Genomic DNA, 22,870 nt, shown 5'->3' with positions numbered 1-22,870 from the left:
CCCGTGCGCCCGGTTCCCTTGCCGGGCGCACCTCCGTTGCGATTTCGAAAGGTTGGGTTCACGAGCCATGCCAAGTGCTCAGGAGCTACAACAGCAATTTGGTGGGTATCGGGGCGCCATGCCCCGTCCATCAGATTTCGATCTCTTTTGGAAGGACCGCATGGCCGAGGCCGACGCCGTCGGGCTTGACTATGCGATCGAGACGGCATCGGTCACCGATGCCGTGACCTGCCAGCTTTTCGACCTCTGGTATACCGGCATGTGTGGCGCTCGCCTGCATGCCAAGTACCTTAAACCCGTCTCGGACGAGCCCGTGCCATTGGTACTTCAGTCCCATGGGTATCCGGGTGCAAGCCGCAGCTGGTTTGAGCAGGCGTCGTTTGCGGGCATGGGCATGGCACTCATCGCCCTCGACTGCCCCGGCCAAGGAGGTCCCTCCGAGGACATTGGTGGATTTGAGGGCACAACGGTCGCGGGCCATATCGTCGCCGGTATCGACGGCGATCCGGCCAACCTCTACTATGTCCGCTTGCACCAAGATATTCGCATCCTGTGCCGCATCGTTCGCGAGCTCGAGGGCATCGATCTTGCCCGTGTGTTTGTGAACGGCGCGTCGCAGGGCGGCGGTTTGGGCATTGCGACCTGTGCACTTAACAGCGAGCTTATCAATCGCGCCGCCATCCTCTATCCCTTCCTGTCGGATTTCCGCCTAGTCTGGGATTTGGATGCCGACGACATTGCCTACGAGGGCCTGCGCTATTGGTCTCGCTGGTTTGACGAGGACTCGACTCGTATCGACGAAGCCTATGCCAAGCTGGCGTCCTTCGATTCCAAGAACTTTGCCCCTATGGTCAAATGCCCCGTGCTGTTTGGCACCGGCACAGCCGATATCGTCTGTCCGCCGGCGACGCAGTTTGCGGTCTACAACAACCTGGCCTGTGAGAAACGACACGAGTTCTTTGAGGGCTTCGGTCACGAGGAGATTCAGGACTTTGACGACATGATCATTCCGTTTTTCTGCGAGGGAGGGGAGGCTCATGTCTAAGTTCGAGAGCAATGTCGACGAGCTGATCGTCCCCGGGCTCGCGGGGATGCCTGGAACGGTTTCGTCAAGGCTCTCTGATTTCCGGGGTTGGCGCGGCGATGCTTCTGCGGATGTTTCCAAATTAGAGACAGCCGCCTCGGACTTTGAGGTTTGCGGCCTGACTGTTACGGCGATTGATTTCGTCAATCCGTGCGCGCGCTACTCCGAGGTTTCCTTTGAACTCGGCGGGTATGTCGTACACGGCCGTTTGATTGAGCCCTTAGGTCACGCCCGGGCATCCGAGCTTGTGCCGCTATGTCTGATGTTTCACGACATCGACCGACCCGTGCGGGGATGGCATCACATGACGAGGTTTGCGGCCATGGGATATGCCGTGCTTGCGCTGGACGATGAGGCGATTGGATCCAGCGAGCTGCAGCAGGGGATTGCCTCTCCTGCTTTTGTCAAGCGCGTCCGTTGGGGTTGCGCGATGGCGAAGGTGGCGCGCAATCTTGATGGCGTGGACCCCGACCGCATCTTTGCATGGGGCGAGGGCCTTGGCGGCGGAGTCGCGCTGGCGGTTTCCGCTCTGGACGAGCGGGGCCTCGCCTGCACGGCGGTTGCCAATCCGCTTCCTGGCGGCCTCGAGGCGTTGTCGTCTCGGGTGCGTGGATCGGTGCTCATGGGCACATCGCTTATGGATACCGTGAGCGATCCCAAGGGCCAGTTTGCCGTATTCAACGGTCTTGAGTGTGACCGGAGGCATATCATCTATGCCAAATACGCTCATGAGCGCATCAATGCGTTCGAAAACGAAGTCATCGACTTTTTTAACCAAACGTTCTACCCGTGTTCTTTGGCCTAGACGGCCTGGACACTGCCAACAAGAGTGGGTGGCATAGGGCCGCCCGCCAGACAACTAAGGAGATTCTTGTGGCAACTCAGAAATTCACCGGCGTTATCCCTCCCGTCGTTGTTCCCGATACCGAAGATCACCAGCTCGACGTTGCCTCCTTTGAGCGCAGCATCAACCGCATGATCGATGCCGGCGTCGATGGCCTGTTCTTCCTGGGATCCTCGGGCGAGGTCGTCTTCTCCACCGATGAGCGTCGTCGCCAGATCATCGCCGAGGCCGTTCGTATCGTCGACCACCGCGTGCCCGTCCTGGTCGGCATCATCGATACCGAGACCGAGCGCATGATTGAGCACGGTAAGGTCGCTCAGGAGCTGGGTGCCGATGCCCTCGTCGCCACCTGCCCGTTCTATGCCCTGCAGGGCATGACCGAGGTCGAGGAGCACTTCCGCATTCTGCACGAGGAGCTCGACCTGCCCATCTTTGCCTATGACATTCCCGTGTGCGTTCACACCAAGCTCCCCTGGAAGCTCCTTGCCAAGCTCGGCGCCGAGGGCGTCCTTGCTGGCGTCAAGGATTCCTCGGGTGATGACATCTCGTTCCGCTACCTCGTTCAGGAGAACGAGAAGAATGGCCATCCGATGAGCATCCTCACCGGTCACGAGGTTGTCGTCGACGGCGCTTACCTCGGTGGCGCCGACGGTTCTGTCCCGGGCCTTGCCAACGTTGAGCCCGAGGGCTACGTGCGCCAGTGGAAGGCCGCTCAGACCGGTGACTGGGCTACCGTCAAGGCCGAGCAGGATCGCCTCAACGAGATCTCCCACATCTGGGATGTCACCTCGGGCGTCCAGGGCTATGCCGGTGGCGTCGGCGCCTTCAAGACCGCTATGAACCTCATGGGCATCTTCGACAGCCCGACCATGCCGCGCCCGGTGAAGGCCATGACTGGCGAGAACGTCGAGGCTATTAAGAAGGTCCTCCAGGACAACGGTCTCCTGTAAAGCTTTCCCAGGCACCCGACCTCGCCGTTCAACCGTGTGGCCATGACCCGTTAGGTCAATGGCCACACGGTTTCTCGGCGATCTCGGGCACCTGGATAACCTTTACTGCGCTGTGACGGCTAGCCTGACGGCGCATTTCCTGTAGTTGTTTTTATCTCCGAAGGAGAGCGACATGGAGAACAAGTACGTCTGCTCTGTCGATATCGGCGGAACTAAGATCGCGACTGCCATCATGGAGTACCCAGCTGACGGTAGTGTGCCCCATCCCGTTTTTGAGGCCGAGGTTCCCACAGAGGCCCAAGAGGGCGGCGAGGCCGTCTTCCAGCGTATCGAGGCATCCATCAAGGCTGCTCTCGAGGCGAATCCCGATGTCGAGGTCCTTGGCGTCGGTATCGGTGCCGCTGGCGTCGTCGATCCCAAGACGGGCGCCATCGCGTATGCCAATGAGATCATGCCCGGCTGGTCCGGCGTTCAGTTGGGGCCGCGTCTGCGCGAGGATCTCGGTCTTCCCGTTGCCGTTGTAGGCGACGTGCAGGCTCATGCTCTGGGCGAGGCCCACTGGGGTGTCGGCAAGGGCAAGTTCTCCGTCTTGTGTCTTGGCATCGGTACGGGTATCGGCGGCGCATATGTCGAGAACGGCCGCGTGATGCAGGGCTTCCATGGTGCTGCCGGTCATATGGGCCACATCGAGTGCTCGGCTGCCGCCGGCATTCCCTGCGCCTGCGGGCGTTCCGGCCATCTGGAGTCGGTTGCTTCGGGCACTTCCATTGGTCGTATGTACGATGAGCGCTTTGGCCGCGTCGACCCCAGCCGTCCTTCGGTCGGTCGCGATGTGAACGACCTGTGCCGTGCAGGCGACGCAAAGGCGACCGAGGTCATCCATGATGCCGGCTTTGCGCTGGGTGCCAGCTTGGGCTCGCTCGCTAACATCCTGGACCCTGAGGTCATCGTGCTTTCGGGCGGTGTGATTCACCAAGGTCCCGATTGGCGTTCGCAGACGTGGAAGGATTCGGTGCACGAGGGCTATGCCAGCCAGGCGCTCGATCCGCTTCAGGACACGCCGATCCTCATCGGCTCTCTGGAGGGCGACGCACCGCTTATCGGTGCCGCCGAACACCTTCTTGCGTCGTTGAAGTAAACATAACTACCAAGTGCGCCTTCTGAGGTGCCGCAGATTGACGTGAAAGAGGAGCGAAGCGTACTTCGGTACGCGAGCGACGGTTTGAACGTCAAGGTGCGGTGTCTCAGAAGGCTGTTTTGAGAAAGGTTGAGTCGAACATGACCGTTGATCCTTTGATTCAATCCCTGAAGGGCAAGCTCGTCGTGAGCGTTCAAGCCTATATGGGCGAGCCGCTTCGTACGCCCGAAACCATGGCTCAGATGTCTCGCGCCTGCGAGCTTGGCGGCGCCGCCGCCATTCGCTGTCAGGGCCTTGCCGACATTGCCGCCATTAAGGGTCGCTGTGAGGTTCCCGTCATCGGCCTGTGGAAGGATGGACACGAGGGCGTTTACATCACGCCGACGCTGCGTCACGCTCGCGCCTGCGTTGCTGCCGGTGCCGATATCGTGGCGATCGACGCCACTGATCGTCCGCGTCCCGATGGCAAGACCGTCGAGGATACCTTCCGCCCGCTGCACGAGGAGGGTGTGCTCCTGATGGCGGATTGTGCCACCATCGAGGACATTCGCCGTGCGGTTGATATGGGCTTTGACCTGGTATCCACCACGCTTTCTCACGGCGTCGCCGCCATCGACTGCACCATGGCCGATGGCCCCGACCTGCCACTCCTGCGTCAGGCGACCGAGGAATTCCCCGGTCTTCCCATCATCTGCGAGGGCCGCGTGCACACGCCCGAGGAGGCTCGCGCTGCGATCGATGCTGGCGCCTGGGCCGTTGTCGTCGGCACCGCCATCACGCACCCCACGAGTATTACGAGTTGGTTCAAGGCTGCGCTTGAGGCGTAAGACAGGTCTCGTATCCGCTCGGGGCGGTATACTCAATATAGGCAATTGACCGCGCGGGATCCGGGTTGCTGGGTCCCGCGCTTGTTTTTGGGAGGCAGCACATGCAAAAGGGAGATGCCATGGATGCGGCGGAGCGCTCGGAGCGCATCCCCGATATCGTCATCATCACCGGAATGTCCGGATCGGGCCGCACGCAGGCCATGCACGTGTTCGAGGACATGGGCTATTTTTGCATCGATAACCTGCCTCCGCGTCTGATCGCCCAGCTTGCCGAGCTCGTCGGCATTAATACGGGCGTGGGCAGGCATCTCGCCGTCACCTGCGATTTGCGTAGCCAGGGCTTGTTCGATGAGCTGCTCGATGCGGTCGCCGCGCTCGAAGAGCGCGAGATGAGCTGCGACATCGTGTTCCTGGAGGCTTCTGACGAGGTGCTGATTCGTCGCTACAGCGAAAATCGCCGCCGTCATCCCATTGCCAAGCCGGGGGAGACTACGGCCGATGCCATTCAGCGCGAGCGCCTTCAGCTGCAGGGCGTGCGCGATCGAGCCGATATGATTATCGACACGAGTCGTCTGCGCACCTCTGCGCTGCGCAACAAGCTACGTATGGCATTTTCCGAGCTGTCCGACCAACAGCTCATGGACGTCCATGTGTTCTCGTTTGGCTTTAAGCACGGCATGCCCGTCGAGGCGGACATTATGATCGACGTCCGCTTCCTGCCCAATCCGTTTTACGATCCCGAGATGCGCACGATGACCGGTCTCGATAAAAAGGTCTCCGATTTTGTTCTGGACCACCCCAAGACGCAGGAGTTTTGGAAGGCTTGGACACAGCTGCTCGATACGGTGATGCCGGGCTATATCGCGGAGGGTAAGCCGCAGCTTTCTATCGCCATCGGCTGCACGGGGGGACAGCACCGTAGCGTCGCCATTGCCGAGGCCACGGCCCGTTACCTGGAAGGCGCCCAGTATCACGTGAGCATCTCCCACCGCGACCTGTCGCGCGCCAACACGAAGGCATAGGCCTGCATGTCGTTTACCGCTGAGGTGCGCGACGAGCTTGCGCGCTGCGAACCCGAATGTGAATACTGCGATTTGTCGACGCTTGCCGCCCTGACGCGTGTGAGCGGTACGCTTTCGTTGGCCGGCTCCGGGCGGTATCGTTTGACGGTCGCGACCGAGACGGGAGCCGTCGCGCGCACGATGATCACGCTGACGCATCGCATCCTTAAGCTCAAAACGGAATTCACCGTTCGTAAATCGGTCTTGCATAAGGTCCGTAACTATCTCATTACCCTGCCCGATCAACCCGACCTGGACAAGGCTCTGGTGCTGCTGGGCATTCTAGACCGCAGGGGAGGGCTCGTTGCTGGTGTTCCCCGACACATCGTTGCCCGTCCCTGCTGCAGGCTTGCCTACATCCGCGGCGCGCTCATCGCGGGCGGCTTCGTGGCCGATCCACGCGGCGATTTTCATTTGGAGATCGCGGTGCAGGGCGAGCAATATGCCAAGGGGCTTTGCGACCTGTTGGGGCAGATTGGGGTCCATGCTCGTGTTAATGCGCGGCGGGGGTCATATGCCGTGTACATTAAGAGCGCCGAGGAAATCGAGCATTTATTAAAGCTGATTGGTGCCAAGCGCAGCGTTGCCGAGATTGAGGAGGCGCGCGCGGTCAAGTTGGTTAAGAACGATGTGAACCGTCGCGTGAACGCCGAGCTCGCCAACCAGACCAGAAGCGCCGGTGCTGCCCAACATCAGCTTGCGCTTATCGATGAGCTCGAGCAGCGCGGCCTTCGCGATGCGCTTCCGGATGCCTTGGCGGTCTTTTGCGACCTGCGCGAGCGCTATCCCGATCTGTCGCTGCGTGATTTAGGGGAGATGGCTGACCCTCCCTTGTCGAAGTCGGCCCTCTACCATCGAGTTTTGAGGCTTGAAAAGCTCATTGAAGCAAACGGGTAGTTTAAAGTATCGACTTATATACGGATTTAGCTGCTATTTTATTCTTTAAAACGTTTTAACGTAAATTTGATTTTCAATTTCGAGCATTCTCGTGAAATTCAAGTCAAAAAAAAGGTATATTAGGCGAGTGGTTAGTTTGTGGGCCTCAACGGCGGGCGCTGTAGCTTGCGGGGGCCTTACGAAAGGAGACACAATGGCAGTAAAGGTTGCTATTAACGGCTTCGGTCGCATCGGTCGTCTGGCTTTCCGTCAGATGTTCGGTCATGAGGGCTCCGAGATCGTCGCTATCAACGACCTCACCTCTCCCGATATGCTCGCTTACCTGCTGAAGTACGACTCCACGCAGGGCAACTACGCTCGCGATCACGAGGTCGTTGCTGGCGAGGATTCCATCACCGTTGACGGCAAGGAGATCAAGATCTACAAGGAGGCTGACGCCAACAACCTGCCTTGGGGCGACCTCGACGTCGACGTCGTTCTCGAGTGCACCGGCTTCTACACCAGCAAGGCTAAGGCTCAGGCCCACATCAACGCTGGCGCCAAGAAGGTCGTCATCTCCGCTCCGGCCGGCAGCGATCTGCCCACCATCGTGTACAACGTCAACCACGAGACGCTGACCGCTGAGGACAACATCATCTCCGCTGCTTCCTGCACCACCAACTGCCTCGCCCCGATGGCCAAGGGTCTGAACGACTTCGCTCCCATCGTGTCCGGCATCATGACCACCATTCACGCCTGGACCGGCGACCAGATGCCGCTCGACGGCCCGCAGCGCAAAGGCAACAAGCGTCGTAGCCGCGCCTGCGCCGTCAACATCGTCCCCAACACCACCGGTGCTGCCAAGGCTATCGGCCTGGTTCTCCCCGAGCTCAACGGTAAGCTCATCGGTGCCGCCCAGCGCGTCCCGACGCCGACCGGCTCCATCACCAACCTCTACGCTGTCGTTGACAAGAAGGTCACCGTCGACGAGGTCAACGCCGCTATGAAGGCCTACGCTTCCACCATCTCCGAGACCTTCGGTTACAACGAGGACGACATCGTCTCCACCGACATCATCGGCGAGACCCACGGCTCCATCTTCGACGCCACTCAGACCATGTGCTCTGACCTCGGCAACGGCCAGACCCTCGTTCAGGTCACCTCTTGGTACGACAACGAGAACTCCTACACCTCTCAGATGGTCCGCACCATCAAGTACTTCGAGAAGTTCGTTGCTTAATTTAGCTTTTAGCGAATAGCTCGTTGAGCGTCTAAAGAAGGGCGCGGCCTCATAGGGCTTACACCCTAGGGTCGCGCCCTTTTTATAGGAAATCGTCTGCCGTAATGGGAGGCAGACACGTACGAAAGGTAGAAGCAAACATGGCCTTTACCAAGAAGACCGTCCGCGACATCGATGTCGACGGCAAGCGCGTTCTCGTCCGCGTTGACTTCAACGTGCCTATCAAGGATGGCGTCGTTGGCGATACCACCCGCATCAAGGCTGCCCTGCCCACCATCAACTACCTCGTTGAGCACAACGCTCGCGTCATCCTCATGAGCCACCTCGGCCGTCCCGATGGCACCGGCTTCCAGCCCGAGCTGTCCCTCGAGCCCGTCGCCAAGAAGCTCGCTGAGCTCTCTGGTCTCGATGTTGCCTTTGTCGCCGACACCTACGGCGAGAAGGCTGCTGAGGCTGTTGCCGCCGTCGAGCCGGGCAAGGTCCTCGTTCTCGAGAACGTCCGTTTTGACAAGCGTGAGAAGAAGAACGATCCCGAGATCGCCAAGAAGCTCGCTTCCTATGGTGACGTCTTCGTTCTCGATGCCTTCGGCACCGCTCACCGCGCCCAGGGTTCCGTCGTGGGCCCCGCCGCTTACCTGCCTGCCGTCGCCGGCTTCCTGCTCGAGAAGGAGGTCGACACGCTGACCGGCATCTTCGCCGAGCCCGAGCGCCCCTTCGTCGCTATCGTCGGCGGTTCCAAGGTTTCCTCCAAGATCGGCGTTCTCGATCACCTCATCGACTCCGCTGATACCCTGATCATCGGTGGCGGCATGGCCTACACCTTCTTCCTGGCTCAGGGTCTGACCGTCGGTCAGTCCCTCAAGGAAGAGGACTGGGTCGAGCGCGCCGGCGAGATGCTCAAGAAGGCCGAGGAGAAGGGCGTCAAGATCCTGCTCCCCATCGACAACCGCGTTGCCGATCACTTTGGCGAGGACGCTGTCCCCGAGGTTGTCGCTTCCGACGCTATCCCCGACGATCGTGAGGGCATGGACATCGGCCCCAAGACCGAGGAGCTCTACGCCGAGGCCGTCAAGGGCGCCAAGACCGTGTTCTGGAACGGCCCCATGGGCGTCTTCGAGTTCGACAACTTCGCTCACGGCACCCAGGCTATCGCCGAGGCCGTCGCCGAGGCCGACTGCACCTCGATCATCGGCGGTGGCGACTCTGTCGCGGCTGTCAACAAGTTCAACCTGGCCGACAAGATGAGCTGGATCTCCACCGGTGGTGGCGCTTCCATGGAGCTCGTCGAGGGTAAGGCCCTGCCCGGAGTGGAGGCGCTTCTCGATGCCTAATCGCACCCTTCTTATCGCTGGTAACTGGAAGATGAACAACGACGTCGCCGAGGCCGCCAAGCTCGCCGACGAGCTGGCTCAGGCTCTGCCCGAGGTTCCGGCTGGCGTCGAGGTGCTCGTCTGCCCTCCGACCATTGACATCACCACGGTTCATGACCGTATTCAGGCTGCCCCCATCGCCCTCGGTGCTCAGAACGTGTACTGGGAGGCCAAGGGTGCCTTCACCGGTGAGTCCTCTTGCGACATGCTCAAGTCCGCTGGCTGCACCTACTGCATCATCGGTCACTCCGAGCGTCGCGACTACTTCCACGAGACCGACGAGGATCAGAACAAGAAGGCCAAGGCCCTCGTTGCCGCCGGTCTTGTTCCCGTCTTCTGCTGCGGCGAGTCCCTCGAGGTCCGCGAGGCTGGCACCTATGTCGAGCACGTCGTGAACCAGGTCAAGGCTGGCCTTGCTGGTCTTGAGATCACCTGCCCCAAGCAGGTCGTCGTCGCCTACGAGCCCATCTGGGCTATCGGCACCGGCAAGACCGCTACCGCCGAGGACGCTCAGGAGGTCTGCGGCGCTATCCGTGAGACCCTCAAGGAGATGTTCGGCGAGGAGCTCGCCGACGGTATCCGCGTCCTGTACGGTGGTTCCGCTAAGCCCGGCAACATTGCCGAGCTCGTCGCCAAGCCTGACGTTGACGGCGCCCTCGTGGGCGGCGCTTCGCTCAAGGCTGCCGACTTCGCCTCTATGGTCGTCAAGGCAGGCGAGTAGGACATATGGCACAGCGTCATCTTCCTGCACTCCTGATCATCATGGATGGCTGCGGCCTTGCTCCGGCTGATGGCGAGAACGCCGTCGCCGCTGCCAAGACGCCCTTCCTTGATAGCCTGTACGAGAAGTATCCTCACACCACGCTCGGTGCTTCGGGCGAGGACGTGGGCCTTCCCGACGGCCAGATGGGCAACTCCGAGGTGGGTCACCTCAACATCGGTGCCGGCCGCATCGTGTTCCAGGAGCTTTCGCGCATCAACAACGCCATCAAGGACGGCTCCATCGCCAAGAACGAGGTCTTCGTCAAGGCTATGGACGACGTCAAGGCCGAAGGCAAGACCCTGCACCTCATGGGCCTTATGAGCCCTGGCGGTGTTCATTCTCACATGAACCACGTCGAGGCTCTGGTCAAGATGGCTGCCCAGCATGGCGTCAAGACCGTTCGCGTCCACGCCTTCATGGATGGCCGCGACGTCGACCCGCAGTCCGGTGCCGGCTACATGAGCGAGTTCTGCGCTTTCCTGGCTAAGATCTCCGAGGAGACCGGTTGCGACGCTCGCGTTGCCACCGTTTCGGGCCGCTATTGGGCCATGGACCGCGACAACCGCTGGGAGCGCATCCAGCGTGCCTACGACGTCATGGTCAACGCGTCCGATGCCGATACCGACCCCGTTGCCGGTATCAAGGCCTACTACGAGAAGGATCCGCGCGGCGACGAGTTCGTCGAGCCCTTCGCTGCCCACAACGAGGGCATTCACGAGGGCGACGCGGCCATCTTCTTCAACTTCCGTCCCGACCGCGCTCGTCAGATGACTCGCGTGTTCACGGACAAGGAGTTCGACGGCTTTGAGCGCGAGCAGATTAAGCTTTCGCACTTTGTGACGATGACCGAGTACGATCCGACGTTTGACGTCGAGGTCGCCTTCCCCAAGACATTCCCCGAGAACGTTCTGGCCGACGTTATCGCCGCCAATGGCCTGAAGCAGCTGCACACCGCCGAGACCGAGAAGTACGCCCATGTGACGTTCTTCCTCAACGGCGGCATCGAGGAGCCCAAGGAGGGCGAGGAGCGCGTGCTCGTCGCTTCCCCCAAGGTTGCTACCTACGATCTGCAGCCCGAGATGAGCGCTCCCGAGGTTACCGAGAAGCTCGTCGCCGCTATTAACGAGGATCGCGCTGATTTCTACATCGTGAACTTCGCGAACTGCGACATGGTTGGTCACACCGGCGTGTTCGACGCCGCCGTTAAGGCCGTCGAGGCTGTTGACGATGCTCTGTCCAAGGTTGTCCCGGCGATTCTCGCTAAGGGCGGCTTTGCGCTGATTACCGCCGACCATGGCAACGCCGATCACATGTTTGACGTTGCTTCCGACGGTTCCAAGCATCCGTTTACGGCTCACACCACCAACCGCGTGCCGTTCATCATCGTTGATGATAAGGCCAAGCTCACCGGTATCGAGGACGGCCGTCTTTCCGATATCGCTCCGACTATGCTCACCATGGCTGGTATTGAGCCTTCCGCCGAGATGACGGGTCGCGTGCTCGCCACCGAGGCCTAATAGAAAACAAATACCGTTTTCTAGTAAGGGGGTTGTCCACAACCGGACGACCCCCTTTTTGGTATTTCTGCCATTTCTACCCCGTCCCTAAATGGCAGGTGGGGGAGTGTTGGAGGTTGTGGTACAGTACTGGAGTTTGAATTGTTCTATTAAGGAGCTTATCTATGGGTCCGTTTCAGATTCTTCTGTTTGTCGTTTGGGCTGTTTCTGCCGTGGCGCTGACGATTCTCGTTCTGATGCATTCCGGTAAGGGCACCGGCGTTTCGGATATGATCGCTAGCTCGCTGTATAACTCCAGCTCTGCCACGGGCGTCATGGAGCAGAACCTCGATCGCCTGACGGTAATTATGGCCGTCGTTTTTGCCGTGTGTGTCGTTCTGTGCATGTTTTTCTTCCCGCAGGGCATCGTCGGCTACTAAGCATCGGCGTATATACGTTTGTAAGGGGTCCCGCATGTGCGGGGCCCTTTTTGTTTACAGACTTGTAACAGAGCCAAAATATCCCCACATACTTCGCCCAACTAAAGAAATTCTCGACCGTTAACCGGAATCAGCGCCAAATTGTGCATAAAATGCGCTACTGTATTGCAAAACGTTGGTCTGTTGTGCATAACCAGCCATAGCAGCGGGCGGCGTTTTGATGGTTCGGATCGGATTGTCTCGACATATGTCCGACTGAACATTTCTTTGTCCTATCTCATAAGGAGGATGGCATGGCTGATTCTATGTTCCACCAGCCCGTTATGGGTCGTCGCGCCTTTGTCGGCGGTACCCTTGCTGCGAGCTCCATGGCTTTTCTTGCCGCATGCGGCAAGAAGGGCGGCGACGCTTCCGGTTCTGAGTCCGGTTCGACGCTGAACTTCTACATCAACAACCCGGTCTGCATCGACCCCTACAACGTCCAGGAGGATCAGGGCACTCAGGTCGAGTACCAGCTGTTCGATGCTCTGACCTCTTACGACGCCGAGAAGGGCAAGATCGTCCCGCTGGCTTGCGAGTCCTTCGAGGCCAACGACGACGCCACCGAGTTCACCTTCAAGATCAAGAAGGCCAAGTTCCACAACGGTGACGACGTTACCTCCAAGTCCTTCAAGCTCGCTTGGGAGCGTCTGGTCAACACCAAGTCGGCCATCGCTACCGAGTACGGTCCTTCCGAGGTCTCCTATCACCTTTCCATGGTCGAGGGCTATGACGATCTGCTTGCCGGTAACGCTACTGAGCTCAGCGGTGTTACTTGCCCCGACGATGAGACCCTCGTCGTTAAGCTGTCTTCCGCTTACGCCGACTTCCCCTTCGTCGCCTCTCACCCGGCTCTATCCCCGGTTCCCGAGTGCGCCGAGTCCGATGTTAAGAGCTTCTACCTTGCCCCGATCGGTAACGGCCCGTTCATGATGGACGGCAAGTGGGAGGATGGTCAGGAGATCAACCTCAAGAAGTTCGACGATTACTATGGCGACAAGGCCAAGATCGATGGCATCCACTTCCAGGTCATCAAGGACGTGGAGACCGCCTACAAGGAGTTCCAGGCCGGTAACCTCGATATCTGCGACGTTCCCGTTGCTCAGATCGACGCTGCCAAGAAGGATCGCGGCGTGTCCAAGGACGGCTACACCATGGGCGACGGCGAGCGCATGCTGCTCGGCGCCGAGCCTTCCACCTACTACCTGACCTGCAACACCACGGCCGAGCCGTTCAACAACGCCGACCTGCGCAGGGGTATCTCCCTGGCCATTAACCGCGAGGCCATCTGCAAGACCATCTTCAAGGGTACCCGTACCCCCGCCGACGGCATTGTTCCTCCGGGCATCGATGGCTACAAGGAAGGCGCATGGGAGTTCTGCGCCTACGACGTCGACAAGGCTAACGAGTACCTCGACAAGGTTGCTCCTGCCGGCGCTAACGGCGATCGTGGCATTAACGTGACCCTTTCCTACAACCAGGACGGTGGTCACAAGGAGATCATGGAGTCCATCATCGGCGACCTCGCCAAGGTCGGCGTTACCGCCGTCTCCGATACCCCTGAGTGGTCTGCGCTGCTCGAGCAGTACCAGAACTTCAACTATCAGTTCGGTCGTCTGGGCTGGATTGCCGACTACCCGATCATGGACAACTTCCTGTATCCGCTGTTCCACTCTGCCTCTCTCGGTGGCGACAACCGCTCTGGTTACAACAACCCCGAGTTCGACGCCAAGGTCGACGAGGCTCGTACCACGGTTGACGACGAAGAGCGCGTCGCTAAGATGCAGGAGGCCGACGCAATGGTCGCTGCCGACTGCCCGGTCATCCCGGTGATGTTCTACACGCACACCATCGCCGGCTCCGATCGCATCAAGCACCTCTATGTCGATCCGCAGAAGCACGCCGAGCTGGGTACCGCTGAGCTCGCCTAAGAGTTTGCAGCTTCCGTGAGGGTCAAGTATTTACGTAGACCTCATGGGAAACATACAGTTCTCCCTAACCTGGGGTAAACTGGCTGATGGTAATTTTGGGATGCCGGTCTGGCGATCGGCATCCCATTTAGGTTAATCCCTAGATAGGGGAGTGGTATGGGTAAGTACATCGTTAAACGTGTGCTTCAGTTCATCCCGGTATTTTTGGGCGTTACGCTGATTCTGTTCGCCCTCCAGAATATCGTGCCGGGAGATCCGATCAAGCTGATCGGTGGAGACAAGGCTCTGTCCCCCGAGGTGGAGCTTCAGCTTCGCGTCCGCTATCACCTGGTCCAGACGGACGAGGACGGCAACGCGATCCTTGACGAGAACGGCGACCCCGTTCAAACGTCGCTCGTGGACCGTTACTTGTATTACATGAACGGCCTGCTTCATGGCGATCTGGGCAATTCGTATCAGCGCAAGCTGCCGGTTACGGAAATCTTTGCCCAGAAGTATCCGTATACGGTCAAACTTGCCGCGTGCGCCATCGTACTCGAGGCAATCATGGGTATCGGTGCGGGTATCATTTCGGCGGTTAAGCGTTATTCCTTCTGGGATATTTTGGTAACGCTCACCACGTCGATCCTCGTTGCCGTCCCGGCCTTCTGGCTCGGTATGTTGCTGCAGCTGTTCTTCGGCGTCATCCTCAAGGATGCCACCGGCGGCGCATTCTCCATGCCGATTTCGGGTGCCGGCGGTTCCAGCTCTCAGTATCAGGATTGGATGCACTATGTGCTTCCGACCATTACGCTGGCTTCGGTTTCGACCGCTTATGCTGCCCGCATTATGCGCTCGCAGCTGCTTGACGTCATGAACCAGGATTACATCCGTACGGCAAAGGCCAAGGGTCTCTCCAATCGCGCGATCATCATCAAGCATGCGCTTAAGAATGCACTCATCCCCGTCGTTACCTATATTGGTGTCGACTTTGGCGGCATGCTTTCGGGCGCCATCCTGACCGAGACGGTCTTTAACTGGCCCGGTATCGGCTATGAGGTCTATCGCGCTATTAGCATGCGTGACTGGCCCATCGTTATGGGTGGCGTTACGCTCATCGTTGTCGTCGTCATGGTGATCAACCTGCTCGTCGACATTAGCTATGCATTCCTCGACCCGCGCATCCGCCTTGGCGGTCCGTCGGATAAGGCCTAAGGGAGGTACGTCTCATGCAGGAAACTGATTCTCAGTCTCAGGAGCAGGCTACCGCCATCAAGGCCGCATCTGCTCCCGCCAAGTCCCGCACGCTGTGGGGCGACGCTTTTAAGCGTCTTCGTAAGAACAAGCTCGCCGTTATCGGTGTCTGCTGGATTATCATCGTCGTTTTGGTTGCCCTGACCGCCGATCTGTGGGCTAAGCCCTGGCTCGGTTCGCCGACGGCTTCCGACTCGACTACCATGGCCGAGACGTCGCTGCTGGCTCCGTGTGCCGAGCACCCGTTTGGTACCGACGCCCTTGGCCGCGACATTCTCGTCCGCGTTATCTACGGCGCGCGCGTTTCGCTTTCCGTCGGTATTATGGCCACCGCCATCTCCACGGTGATCGGTCTGATCATGGGTGCTCTGGCCGGTTTCTACGGCGGAATCTGGGATACGATCATCATGCGCTGTGCGGATATCTTCCTAGCGTTCCCGTACGTGCTGTTCGTCGTCGCCATGATCGCCGTTATCGGCCGTGGTCTTCAGAACGTCTTTATCGCCATCGGTGTTCTCGGCTGGCCTTCGATTGCGCGCGTCTTCCGATCTGCAATCCTGACGGTCAAGGAAAACGACTATGTTGACGCTGCGCGTGCGATGGGTGCATCCGATGCTCGTATCGTTGTGCGTCACATCTTCCCGAACTCCGTCGCGTCCATCGTGGTCTACGCGACTATGAACATTGGTGGCGCCATTCTGACCGAGTCCGCTCTGTCCTTCCTCGGCATGGGCGTTATTCCGCCTACGCCTTCGTGGGGCTCCATGATTCAGGACGGTCAGCAGTATCTGCTGACTGCTCCCTGGATGATGATCATGCCCGGTCTGGCAATTCTCTCGACGGTGCTCGCCTTCACCCTGCTGGGTGACGGTCTGCGCGACGCCCTCGACGTCAAGATGAAGGACGCATAAGGATGAAGAAGAACAAGAACTATGTGGACCTGAAGGACCAGCCGGTTCCCGAGGGCCAGCATCTGCTCGAGGTCGATGACCTTAAGATGTATTTCCATACCGAGGACGGTGTCGTTCGCGCTGTCGACGGTGTGTCCTACACGCTCGATCGCGGCGAGACCCTGGGTGTCGTCGGTGAGTCCGGCTCCGGTAAGTCCGTGACCGCCATGACCATCATGGGCCTCATCTCGATGCCTCCGGGAAAGATTGAGGGCGGCGACGTTCGCTATCGCGGTCGTTCTATCCTCGAGATGACCGAGGAAGAGATGCAGCACATCCGCGGTAACGACATCGCGATGATCTTCCAGGATCCTATGACCTCCTTGAACCCGGTCTATAAGATCGGCAAGCAGGTGGGTGAGGGCCTTCGTCTGCACCGTGGTTACTCCAAGCAGGAGGCGCTCAAGCGCGCCACCGAGCTTTTGGACCTCGTTGGCATTCCCGAGCCCGAGAAGCGCGTCAATGAGTATCCGCACCAGTTCTCGGGCGGTATGCGTCAGCGTGTCATGATTGCTATGGCCCTTGCCTGCGATCCCGATATTCTGATTGCCGACGAGCCCACGACTGCCCTGGACGTTACCATTCAGGCTCAGATTATTGAGCTTATGCAGGAAATGCAGGAGAAGAACGGCAACGCCATCATCATGATTACCCATGACCTGGGCGTCGTCGCCGATATGGCCGATAAGATCATGGTTATGTACGCCGGCCGTCCTGTCGAGTTCGGTACTGCTGAGGAAATCTTCTACGAGAGCCGCCACCCCTACACCTGGGGCCTTATCCGCTCCATCCCGGAACAGGCCATCGATGAGAAGAAGCCTCTTACGCCGATTCACGGCAACCCGCCTTCGCTCATGAACTTGCCTGAGGGCTGCGTTTTCTCTCCTCGTTGCCCCTATGCGACGGACAAGTGCCGCAAGCAGCGCCCCGAGCGCGTTGTCACCGAGTCTGGTCATTACTCTGCGTGCCACTACTCCGGTGACCCCGAGTTCCTCAAGAACGCTCCTGAGACGTCCCGTACGCGCAAGGATTCCAAGAAGGGAGGCGAGGCGTAATGGCAGATACCAACGAGCGTACTCCGCTGCTGAAGGTCGAGCACCTCTCTAAGGAGTTTCCCGCTGAGTCCGGCATGTTCGCCAAGCGCTTCTCTAAGCGTGTCGTCTCTGCTGTGAATGACATTTCATTCGAGATTTATCCGGGCGAGACCTTTGGCCTGGTCGGCGAGTCTGGTTGCGGTAAGTCCACCACGGGCCGCACCATCATGCGCCTGACCAAGCCGACGGCCGGCAAAGTGTTCTTCCAGGGCAAAGATGTTGCCGAGATGAGCAAGCATGAGATTAAGGACATGCGTCGCGAGATGCAGTTCATCTTCCAGGACCCCTATGCTTCGCTCAATCCTCGTATGACCATTGGCGAGATCGTCTCCGAGCCCATGACCATTCATGGCGTGGGTACCAAGGAGGAGCGCATTGAGCGCGTCCGCGAGCTGCTGGACGTCGTCGGCCTGAACCCCGAGCACATCAACCGCTATCCGCACGAGTTCTCGGGCGGTCAGCGTCAGCGTGTCGGCATCGCCCGCGCGTTCGCTCTGAAGCCCAAGCTGATCATCTGCGACGAGCCCGTTTCCGCTCTGGATGTTTCCATTCAGGCCCAGGTTCTGAACCTGCTCAAGGAACTGCAGGACAAGTTCGGTACGGCGTATCTGTTTATTGCCCACGACCTTTCCGTCGTGCAGCACATCTCCGATCGCGTTGCCGTTATGTATCTGGGTAAGATGGTCGAGGTTTCGGACTGGAAAACGCTCTATAGCGAGCCTCACCATCCGTACACGCAGTCGCTGCTGTCTGCCGTGCCGGTTCCCGATCCTGATATCCAGAAGACCCGCAAGCGCATCATCCTCGCTGGCGATCCGCCGTCGCCGCTGGATCCGCCGACCGGTTGCCGTTTCCACACGCGCTGCCCGATCGCGCAGGGCATCTGCTCCGAGAAGCTTCCTGAGTTTAAGGAAGTTGCCCCGGGCCACTGCTGCGCCTGCCACTTCGCCGAGCCGTTCCCGATCAAGGAATCGCACATCGACCTGTAGTCGGTTGTTTTCGTCCGGGCCCGCTCTGGAGTTGCCTTTCAGAACGTCCTCGACCATGGAAACCCCCTTATCCTGCTCCTTCGGAGCTGCGGATAAGGGGGTTTCCTGGTCTGCGGAATGTTCTGAAAGGCAACTCCAGAGCGGGCCCTACGTTAACGCGGCAGAGGGGGAGTGCGATTCCTCGATCGCTCACTTAATCTAATAGGAAATTGAGCGAGGCCGGAGCTTTAGCTCCGGCCTCCCCATATAAGGGCTCGGCAAAGCCGAGCCACTAAATTTTGTATTAGCCCCAGAACATATTTGAGAACTGTGCCCGGAGTGCATACTCCTAGGGCCGGAATGAGGTTGCTTTCCAACGCATTCCGCAGGGGGCGGCATTATTTTGTAGCGCGAAGCGCGGATCAAAATAATGTCGCATGCCCGAGGACGCGTTGGAAAGCAACCTCATTTCGGCCCGAACAGGTCAGTCTACCTGCGCATTTACAAATTCGTAAACTTTTTTGAAAAAAGTGCTTGCACAGTTCTCGAATCATAGGTTATTATCTTCCTCGTTGAACGCGCGGGTCCAAGAAAACGAACCGCGAATCAACAACATAGCATGTCGGAGTGGCGGAATTGGCAGACGCGCTAGCTTGAGGTGCTAGTGACCGCTTTTTGGTCATGCGGGTTCAAGTCCCGCCTCCGACACCATCGCATTTGAGAAGCCTCTTCGGAGGCTTTTTTGTTACCGATAGACGGTGAGGTCCACGATGGAAACGCTTGAGCGCAACGAGTGGGCAGACGTTGCCCAACTGGTCGAGATCACGAGCGATGCTGTCATCATTTGTGAGCTCGACGGAACCATTCTGCATGTGAATAATCGCTTACTTGGTTTGATGTGCGAGGAACGCGCCGACGTCATCGGTGGAGATGTTAAAGACGTCCTGTATTCGTCCGCTTTTGAACGTGCGACGGAACATCGTCTACCATTTGAAACTGATGGCTCCGAGAACGAACTGATGCTCAAGCTGAGTGACGGCTCTTTTATTCCCGTCTTGGTTCGTGCGGGCTCCGTAACGCCTCCACGCATCTTTGGGCGCCGCGCACCACGTGTCCTGGTGGCGCTTCACAGTATCGAAGAGCAGTATTCCCACGATCGTCAGCTCAAACGTGCGCTTTCGGAGCTTAGGGTGGCGAATAAACGCCTTTCGGGTACCCTTTCGGTCATTATGAGTACCGTGGGCTCCAATGAGCTCCCCAGCTTGCTCGATATCGTTTTGAATCAGCTCGTCGGAACGCTCGATGCCTCTGGAGCTGCGATTTATTTTTCTGAGAGCGGCGGCTTTAAGCTTCGCGGTGTTTCCAAGGAGCTGCATGATAGCTACCTGCCCGAGTTTTTGCCGTATGGCGCTGGCATTCCGACGTATGTTCTTCGCGAGTCGCGTGCCTGCCGCCTGTCGATTCAGCAGGACCTTGAGGGCGACCGGGTTGCTTCGGGTATGTTCATGGATTTGGACAATCGTTCCAAGCACTTGCTGCGCGTGCAGGATATGCCCCCGTATCGCAGCGAGATCTGTCTTCCCGTGTTTTACGGCACGCAGGTGCTCGGTGTGTTGGAGGTCGGTTGGAAACGTCCACAGGCGCCACTTGCCTATGACCTTAACGTGCTCGAGGTCATCTGCGATTACCTGTCTATTCAGATGGTCGGCATGGCGTCGAGCTTGCGTTCGCGCCGCACGGCAGAACTTGGTCGTTCGCTCAACGTGCTGCGCGATGAGCTTTTTACCTATCTTGATGATCCGGTCGCTGCTTCGCACGCCGTCTCGTCCGAAATCTGTGCCGTGCTAAATTGCCATTTTTGCCCCGTGGAGTACGATGCGGGCCTCGAAGCCTATGTTATCGATTTTGAGGGCGGTAGCCGTGTGGCGTTGCCGGGCGATCCAGAGTCACTCTTCTTTTCCGTCACGACGCCGGCGGCGCGCCTGGGGACATCTTCTGATGGGTTCGAGACATCGGTGCTGGGCGGGACGAGTGCCGACGATCTCAGGCACGTGCGCCTTACACGTGTGGACGAATCCACGTCTATGGGTGCATGGTTGAGGGCCCACGGCCTACCGTGTCAGGGACTTTATGTCGACTCCGGCATCGAAGCAGGGCGCTACCACTCGGAATCGGATGGCAAGCGAAGCAACGATGCAATTGTTCCCGCTGATATCGCCAAGGGGCCGACGAGGCGTGCTTTGCTGCTCCGCGATGGCAGCCAGGAGCCCATTGATGACCTCGAATACGACTACATGGTGCATTTGGCGCATGACTTTGAGTTGATTTATGAGGGCGAGTCTCAAAAGCGCGAAGAACGTCATATTGCTCAGACGCTTCAGATTGGCATGAGAAATTCGCTTGGTGACGTTCCGGGCATCGCGACCGATTCGGTATACCTGTCAGCCACGAACTCTGCATTGGTCGGTGGTGACTTCTATACGCTCATCCGCCTTCCCGACGACTGCGCCGTCATGATTCTGGGTGATGTGTCTGGCAAAGGCATTGAGGCCGCATCGATGTCCGCGCTCGTCAAGACGGCCCTGACGGCATATGCTTGGGAGGGCGCTGGACCGGCCCGCATGGCACGCTCCCTTAACAGCATGCTCATGGGCTTTTCGAGGGTCGAGACGTTCGTGACGGCCTTTATCGCCAAGATTGACCTTAAAGCCGGACGCGCAACGTATTGTTCGGCGGGCCATCCTCCGACCATGGTCATCAGGCCAGAGTCGATGCCGCTGGGTGGCGGCGAGGCCCGTGGGGGAGAGGTTGAGCTGCTTGGGTGCCAATCGGGGGTAATCGGTGCCTTTGAGAGCATGGTGTACGAGACAGGCGTGTTTACGTTCGCTCCTGGTGACATGCTATTTATGTACACCGACGGAACAATCGAAGCGCGTGACCGCTCGGGTGCTTTCTTTGGCGAGCAGCGCCTTCGCGACCTTCTGCTCTCTGTCTCGGGTGAGGGCGTGTCGGGCATTTGCGGCAAGGTCTTGGGCGAGCTTGACCGATTTACCGAATCGGCGCTGGACGATGACATTGCATTGGTGTCCCTTGAGTTTTTACGGGGTCGTTCATAGACGACGCTGGGCGGGCTGAATCCGTACGGTTGGGGAAACGAATGCATCGAGTGGGCTTTTTTGGGGAACCATGGTCGTATGAATGAGTGGAATGACATAGCGGTTTTGACGCCACCAGGCGATATCGACATCGCCACGGTGCCTGCGTTGCGTCGGCGGTTGGATGCTTTGATTGGCCGCGGCGTGCGTCGTGTCGTCATCAACTGTCAGGCTGTTAGCTTTATCGATTCGACGGGCTTGGCATTCCTGCTTACGCGCGCTCGTGAGCTCATGAGGCGAGAAGGCTTGCTTTCGCTCGTCAATGCATCAGGTGAAGTTGTTCGCTTTTTGGAGATTGCTCGTCTTGTCGATATCCTTCATGTCGCGGGGCCGGCACGGGAGTCTATTCCCGCTATTCCGGTGGGGGAGCTGCCTCGCTGGAGTAAGAGCGTCGAGGTCCGTCAGGGTATCGAGAATCTTCCGTACTACCGACATCGCATCGCCGAACTCCTTGAATCGCTTCCGTTGCGCCGTGACGAGCGCTACGATGTCGCATTGGCGTCGGGGGAGGCGCTGGGTAATGCCTATGACCATGCGGGCGGTATCGGGTGCGTCCTGACGGTTCAGGCCTATGGCGATCGCGTTGTGGTTGAGGTGCTTGATCGAGGTGCCGGCTATTCTATCGATGAAACGAGCGAGCCGGTTGCATCTGAGGAACGCGGCCGTGGTATCAAGCTTATGCGTATGCTCGTCGATAACGTGGAGGTTGCTCATCGTACGGACGGCGCCGGCACGCGCGTGCAGATGGTGAAGCTGTTTAGCGGAGCGCTGGAATCGTGTGCCTAGCCAATCGCTTTAGCGCGTTTAGCTACTAAGAACATGCGGCAGACAAGTTTTTTGAAAAAAGTACTTGCGTCTTTTGGACAACTCGCGTAAATTAATAACCCGCAAGCGGACATGGCTCAGTTGGTAGAGCACAACCTTGCCAAGGTTGGGGTCGCGGGTTCGAGCCCCGTTGTCCGCTCCATTGCATTTCCGGACCGTTTAGGCGGTCCTTTTTCGGCGAAGTGGCCAAGTGGTAAGGCAGAGGCCTGCAAAGCCTTTACCCCCGGTTCGAATCCGGGCTTCGCCTCCAGGCAACATCCGGGCGCTCCGGCGCCCGTTTTGTTTTACATATGCGGACATGGCTCAGTTGGTAGAGCACAACCTTGCCAAGGTTGGGGTCGCGGGTTCGAGCCCCGTTGTCCGCTCCAACTATCTTACGCGGTTCTAACGAACCGCGTTTTTTTGTTGACGCTGCGCGGGCCCCGGGCACCCCATCTTGCCCCTCAATCGTCGGTCGCGTACATAAAGTACGCTTCCCTCCTCTTTCGCGGCAACCTGGGGCACCCGGAGCCCGCTCGCTCATATGACCCAATCCGCTGTCAAGAGCCACAATGGCCCGCCGACCGCTTGCAATCGGTCGGCGGGG

Annotated in this window: 19 protein-coding genes and 4 tRNA genes; all 23 read left to right on the top strand. The window is 58.8% G+C overall.

The genetic code is table 11. The features are described from left to right. Positions 1–67 precede the first annotated feature (67 nt). Positions 68–1,045, top strand: a complete 978-nt coding sequence (locus DW003_RS06845) for an acetylxylan esterase (protein ID WP_118388218.1) — start codon at positions 68–70, stop codon at positions 1,043–1,045. Next, complete coding sequence (locus DW003_RS06840) at positions 1,038–1,889, top strand: acetylxylan esterase (RefSeq protein WP_118388216.1); 852 nt, start codon at positions 1,038–1,040, stop codon at positions 1,887–1,889. The genes DW003_RS06845 and DW003_RS06840 overlap by 8 nt, the downstream gene beginning before the upstream one ends. Before the next feature lie 68 nt (positions 1,890–1,957). Next, a complete protein-coding gene (locus DW003_RS06835) occupies positions 1,958–2,878 on the top strand; it encodes a dihydrodipicolinate synthase family protein (RefSeq protein WP_118388214.1) in 921 nt (306 codons plus the stop codon). Between the two features lie 172 nt (positions 2,879–3,050). After that, positions 3,051–4,016 carry an ROK family protein gene (locus DW003_RS06830; protein WP_022094876.1) on the top strand — a complete coding sequence of 322 codons (966 nt, stop codon included), beginning with the start codon at positions 3,051–3,053 and terminating at the stop codon, positions 4,014–4,016. Positions 4,017–4,156: 140 nt separating this feature from the next. Then, complete coding sequence (locus DW003_RS06825) at positions 4,157–4,843, top strand: N-acetylmannosamine-6-phosphate 2-epimerase (RefSeq protein WP_022094877.1); 687 nt, start codon at positions 4,157–4,159, stop codon at positions 4,841–4,843. 101 nt (positions 4,844–4,944) lie between these two features. Further along, complete coding sequence (gene rapZ / locus DW003_RS06820; RefSeq protein WP_022094878.1) at positions 4,945–5,865, top strand: RNase adapter RapZ; 921 nt, start codon at positions 4,945–4,947, stop codon at positions 5,863–5,865. Between the two features lie 6 nt (positions 5,866–5,871). Further along, on the top strand, positions 5,872–6,801 hold the full coding sequence (whiA, locus tag DW003_RS06815; RefSeq protein ID WP_117759549.1) for a DNA-binding protein WhiA: 930 nt from the start codon (positions 5,872–5,874) through the stop codon (positions 6,799–6,801). A gap of 193 nt (positions 6,802–6,994) precedes the next feature. Then, entirely contained in the window at positions 6,995–8,020 is a 1,026-nt protein-coding gene (gap, locus tag DW003_RS06810) for a type I glyceraldehyde-3-phosphate dehydrogenase (RefSeq protein ID WP_099431436.1), read from the top strand. Between the two features lie 140 nt (positions 8,021–8,160). Beyond that, positions 8,161–9,351 (top strand): phosphoglycerate kinase, encoded by a 1,191-nt coding sequence (pgk, locus tag DW003_RS06805; RefSeq protein ID WP_117564871.1) that lies wholly within the window; start codon positions 8,161–8,163, stop codon positions 9,349–9,351. After that, entirely contained in the window at positions 9,344–10,111 is a 768-nt protein-coding gene (tpiA, locus tag DW003_RS06800) for a triose-phosphate isomerase (RefSeq protein WP_089572945.1), read from the top strand. The genes pgk and tpiA overlap by 8 nt, the downstream gene beginning before the upstream one ends. 5 nt (positions 10,112–10,116) lie before the next feature. Beyond that, positions 10,117–11,670, top strand: a complete 1,554-nt coding sequence (gene gpmI / locus DW003_RS06795; RefSeq protein WP_117862281.1) for a 2,3-bisphosphoglycerate-independent phosphoglycerate mutase — start codon at positions 10,117–10,119, stop codon at positions 11,668–11,670. Positions 11,671–11,834: 164 nt separating this feature from the next. After that, on the top strand, positions 11,835–12,089 hold the full coding sequence (secG, locus tag DW003_RS06790) for a preprotein translocase subunit SecG (RefSeq protein WP_006236144.1): 255 nt from the start codon (positions 11,835–11,837) through the stop codon (positions 12,087–12,089). Positions 12,090–12,382: 293 nt separating this feature from the next. Then, positions 12,383–14,059: an ABC transporter substrate-binding protein gene (locus DW003_RS06785; RefSeq protein WP_233545540.1), complete on the top strand. Its 1,677-nt coding sequence runs from the start codon at positions 12,383–12,385 to the stop codon at positions 14,057–14,059. 156 nt (positions 14,060–14,215) lie between these two features. Continuing rightward, positions 14,216–15,253, top strand: a complete 1,038-nt coding sequence (locus DW003_RS06780; protein ID WP_117637996.1) for an ABC transporter permease — start codon at positions 14,216–14,218, stop codon at positions 15,251–15,253. A 14-nt stretch (positions 15,254–15,267) separates the two neighbouring features. Next, positions 15,268–16,203 (top strand): ABC transporter permease, encoded by a 936-nt coding sequence (locus DW003_RS06775; RefSeq protein ID WP_118388210.1) that lies wholly within the window; start codon positions 15,268–15,270, stop codon positions 16,201–16,203. A 2-nt stretch (positions 16,204–16,205) separates the two neighbouring features. Beyond that, a complete protein-coding gene (locus tag DW003_RS06770; protein WP_117564867.1) occupies positions 16,206–17,297 on the top strand; it encodes an ABC transporter ATP-binding protein in 1,092 nt (363 codons plus the stop codon). After that, on the top strand, positions 17,297–18,325 hold the full coding sequence (locus tag DW003_RS06765; RefSeq protein WP_022094888.1) for an ABC transporter ATP-binding protein: 1,029 nt from the start codon (positions 17,297–17,299) through the stop codon (positions 18,323–18,325). Before DW003_RS06770 ends, DW003_RS06765 begins: the two co-directional genes overlap by 1 nt. Positions 18,326–18,925: 600 nt before the next feature. Next, positions 18,926–19,015 (top strand) — tRNA-Leu (locus DW003_RS06760). 59 nt (positions 19,016–19,074) lie between these two features. After that, complete coding sequence (locus DW003_RS06755; RefSeq protein WP_118388208.1) at positions 19,075–21,420, top strand: GAF domain-containing SpoIIE family protein phosphatase; 2,346 nt, start codon at positions 19,075–19,077, stop codon at positions 21,418–21,420. A 78-nt stretch (positions 21,421–21,498) separates the two neighbouring features. Then, a complete protein-coding gene (locus DW003_RS06750; RefSeq protein WP_118388206.1) occupies positions 21,499–22,245 on the top strand; it encodes an anti-sigma factor antagonist in 747 nt (248 codons plus the stop codon). A gap of 105 nt (positions 22,246–22,350) precedes the next feature. After that, a tRNA-Gly gene (locus tag DW003_RS06745) sits at positions 22,351–22,426 on the top strand. Between the two features lie 34 nt (positions 22,427–22,460). After that, positions 22,461–22,534: transfer RNA gene (locus DW003_RS06740), tRNA-Cys, on the top strand. A gap of 42 nt (positions 22,535–22,576) precedes the next feature. Beyond that, positions 22,577–22,652: transfer RNA gene (locus tag DW003_RS06735), tRNA-Gly, on the top strand. Positions 22,653–22,870: the final 218 nt, after the last annotated feature.

This window comes from Collinsella sp. AF36-3AT (assembly GCF_003475205.1).
GTDB lineage: Bacteria > Actinomycetota > Coriobacteriia > Coriobacteriales > Coriobacteriaceae > Collinsella > Collinsella aerofaciens_AF.
The sequence above is the reverse complement of the archived record's forward strand: the minus strand, read 5'-3'. Positions and strand labels throughout refer to the sequence as shown.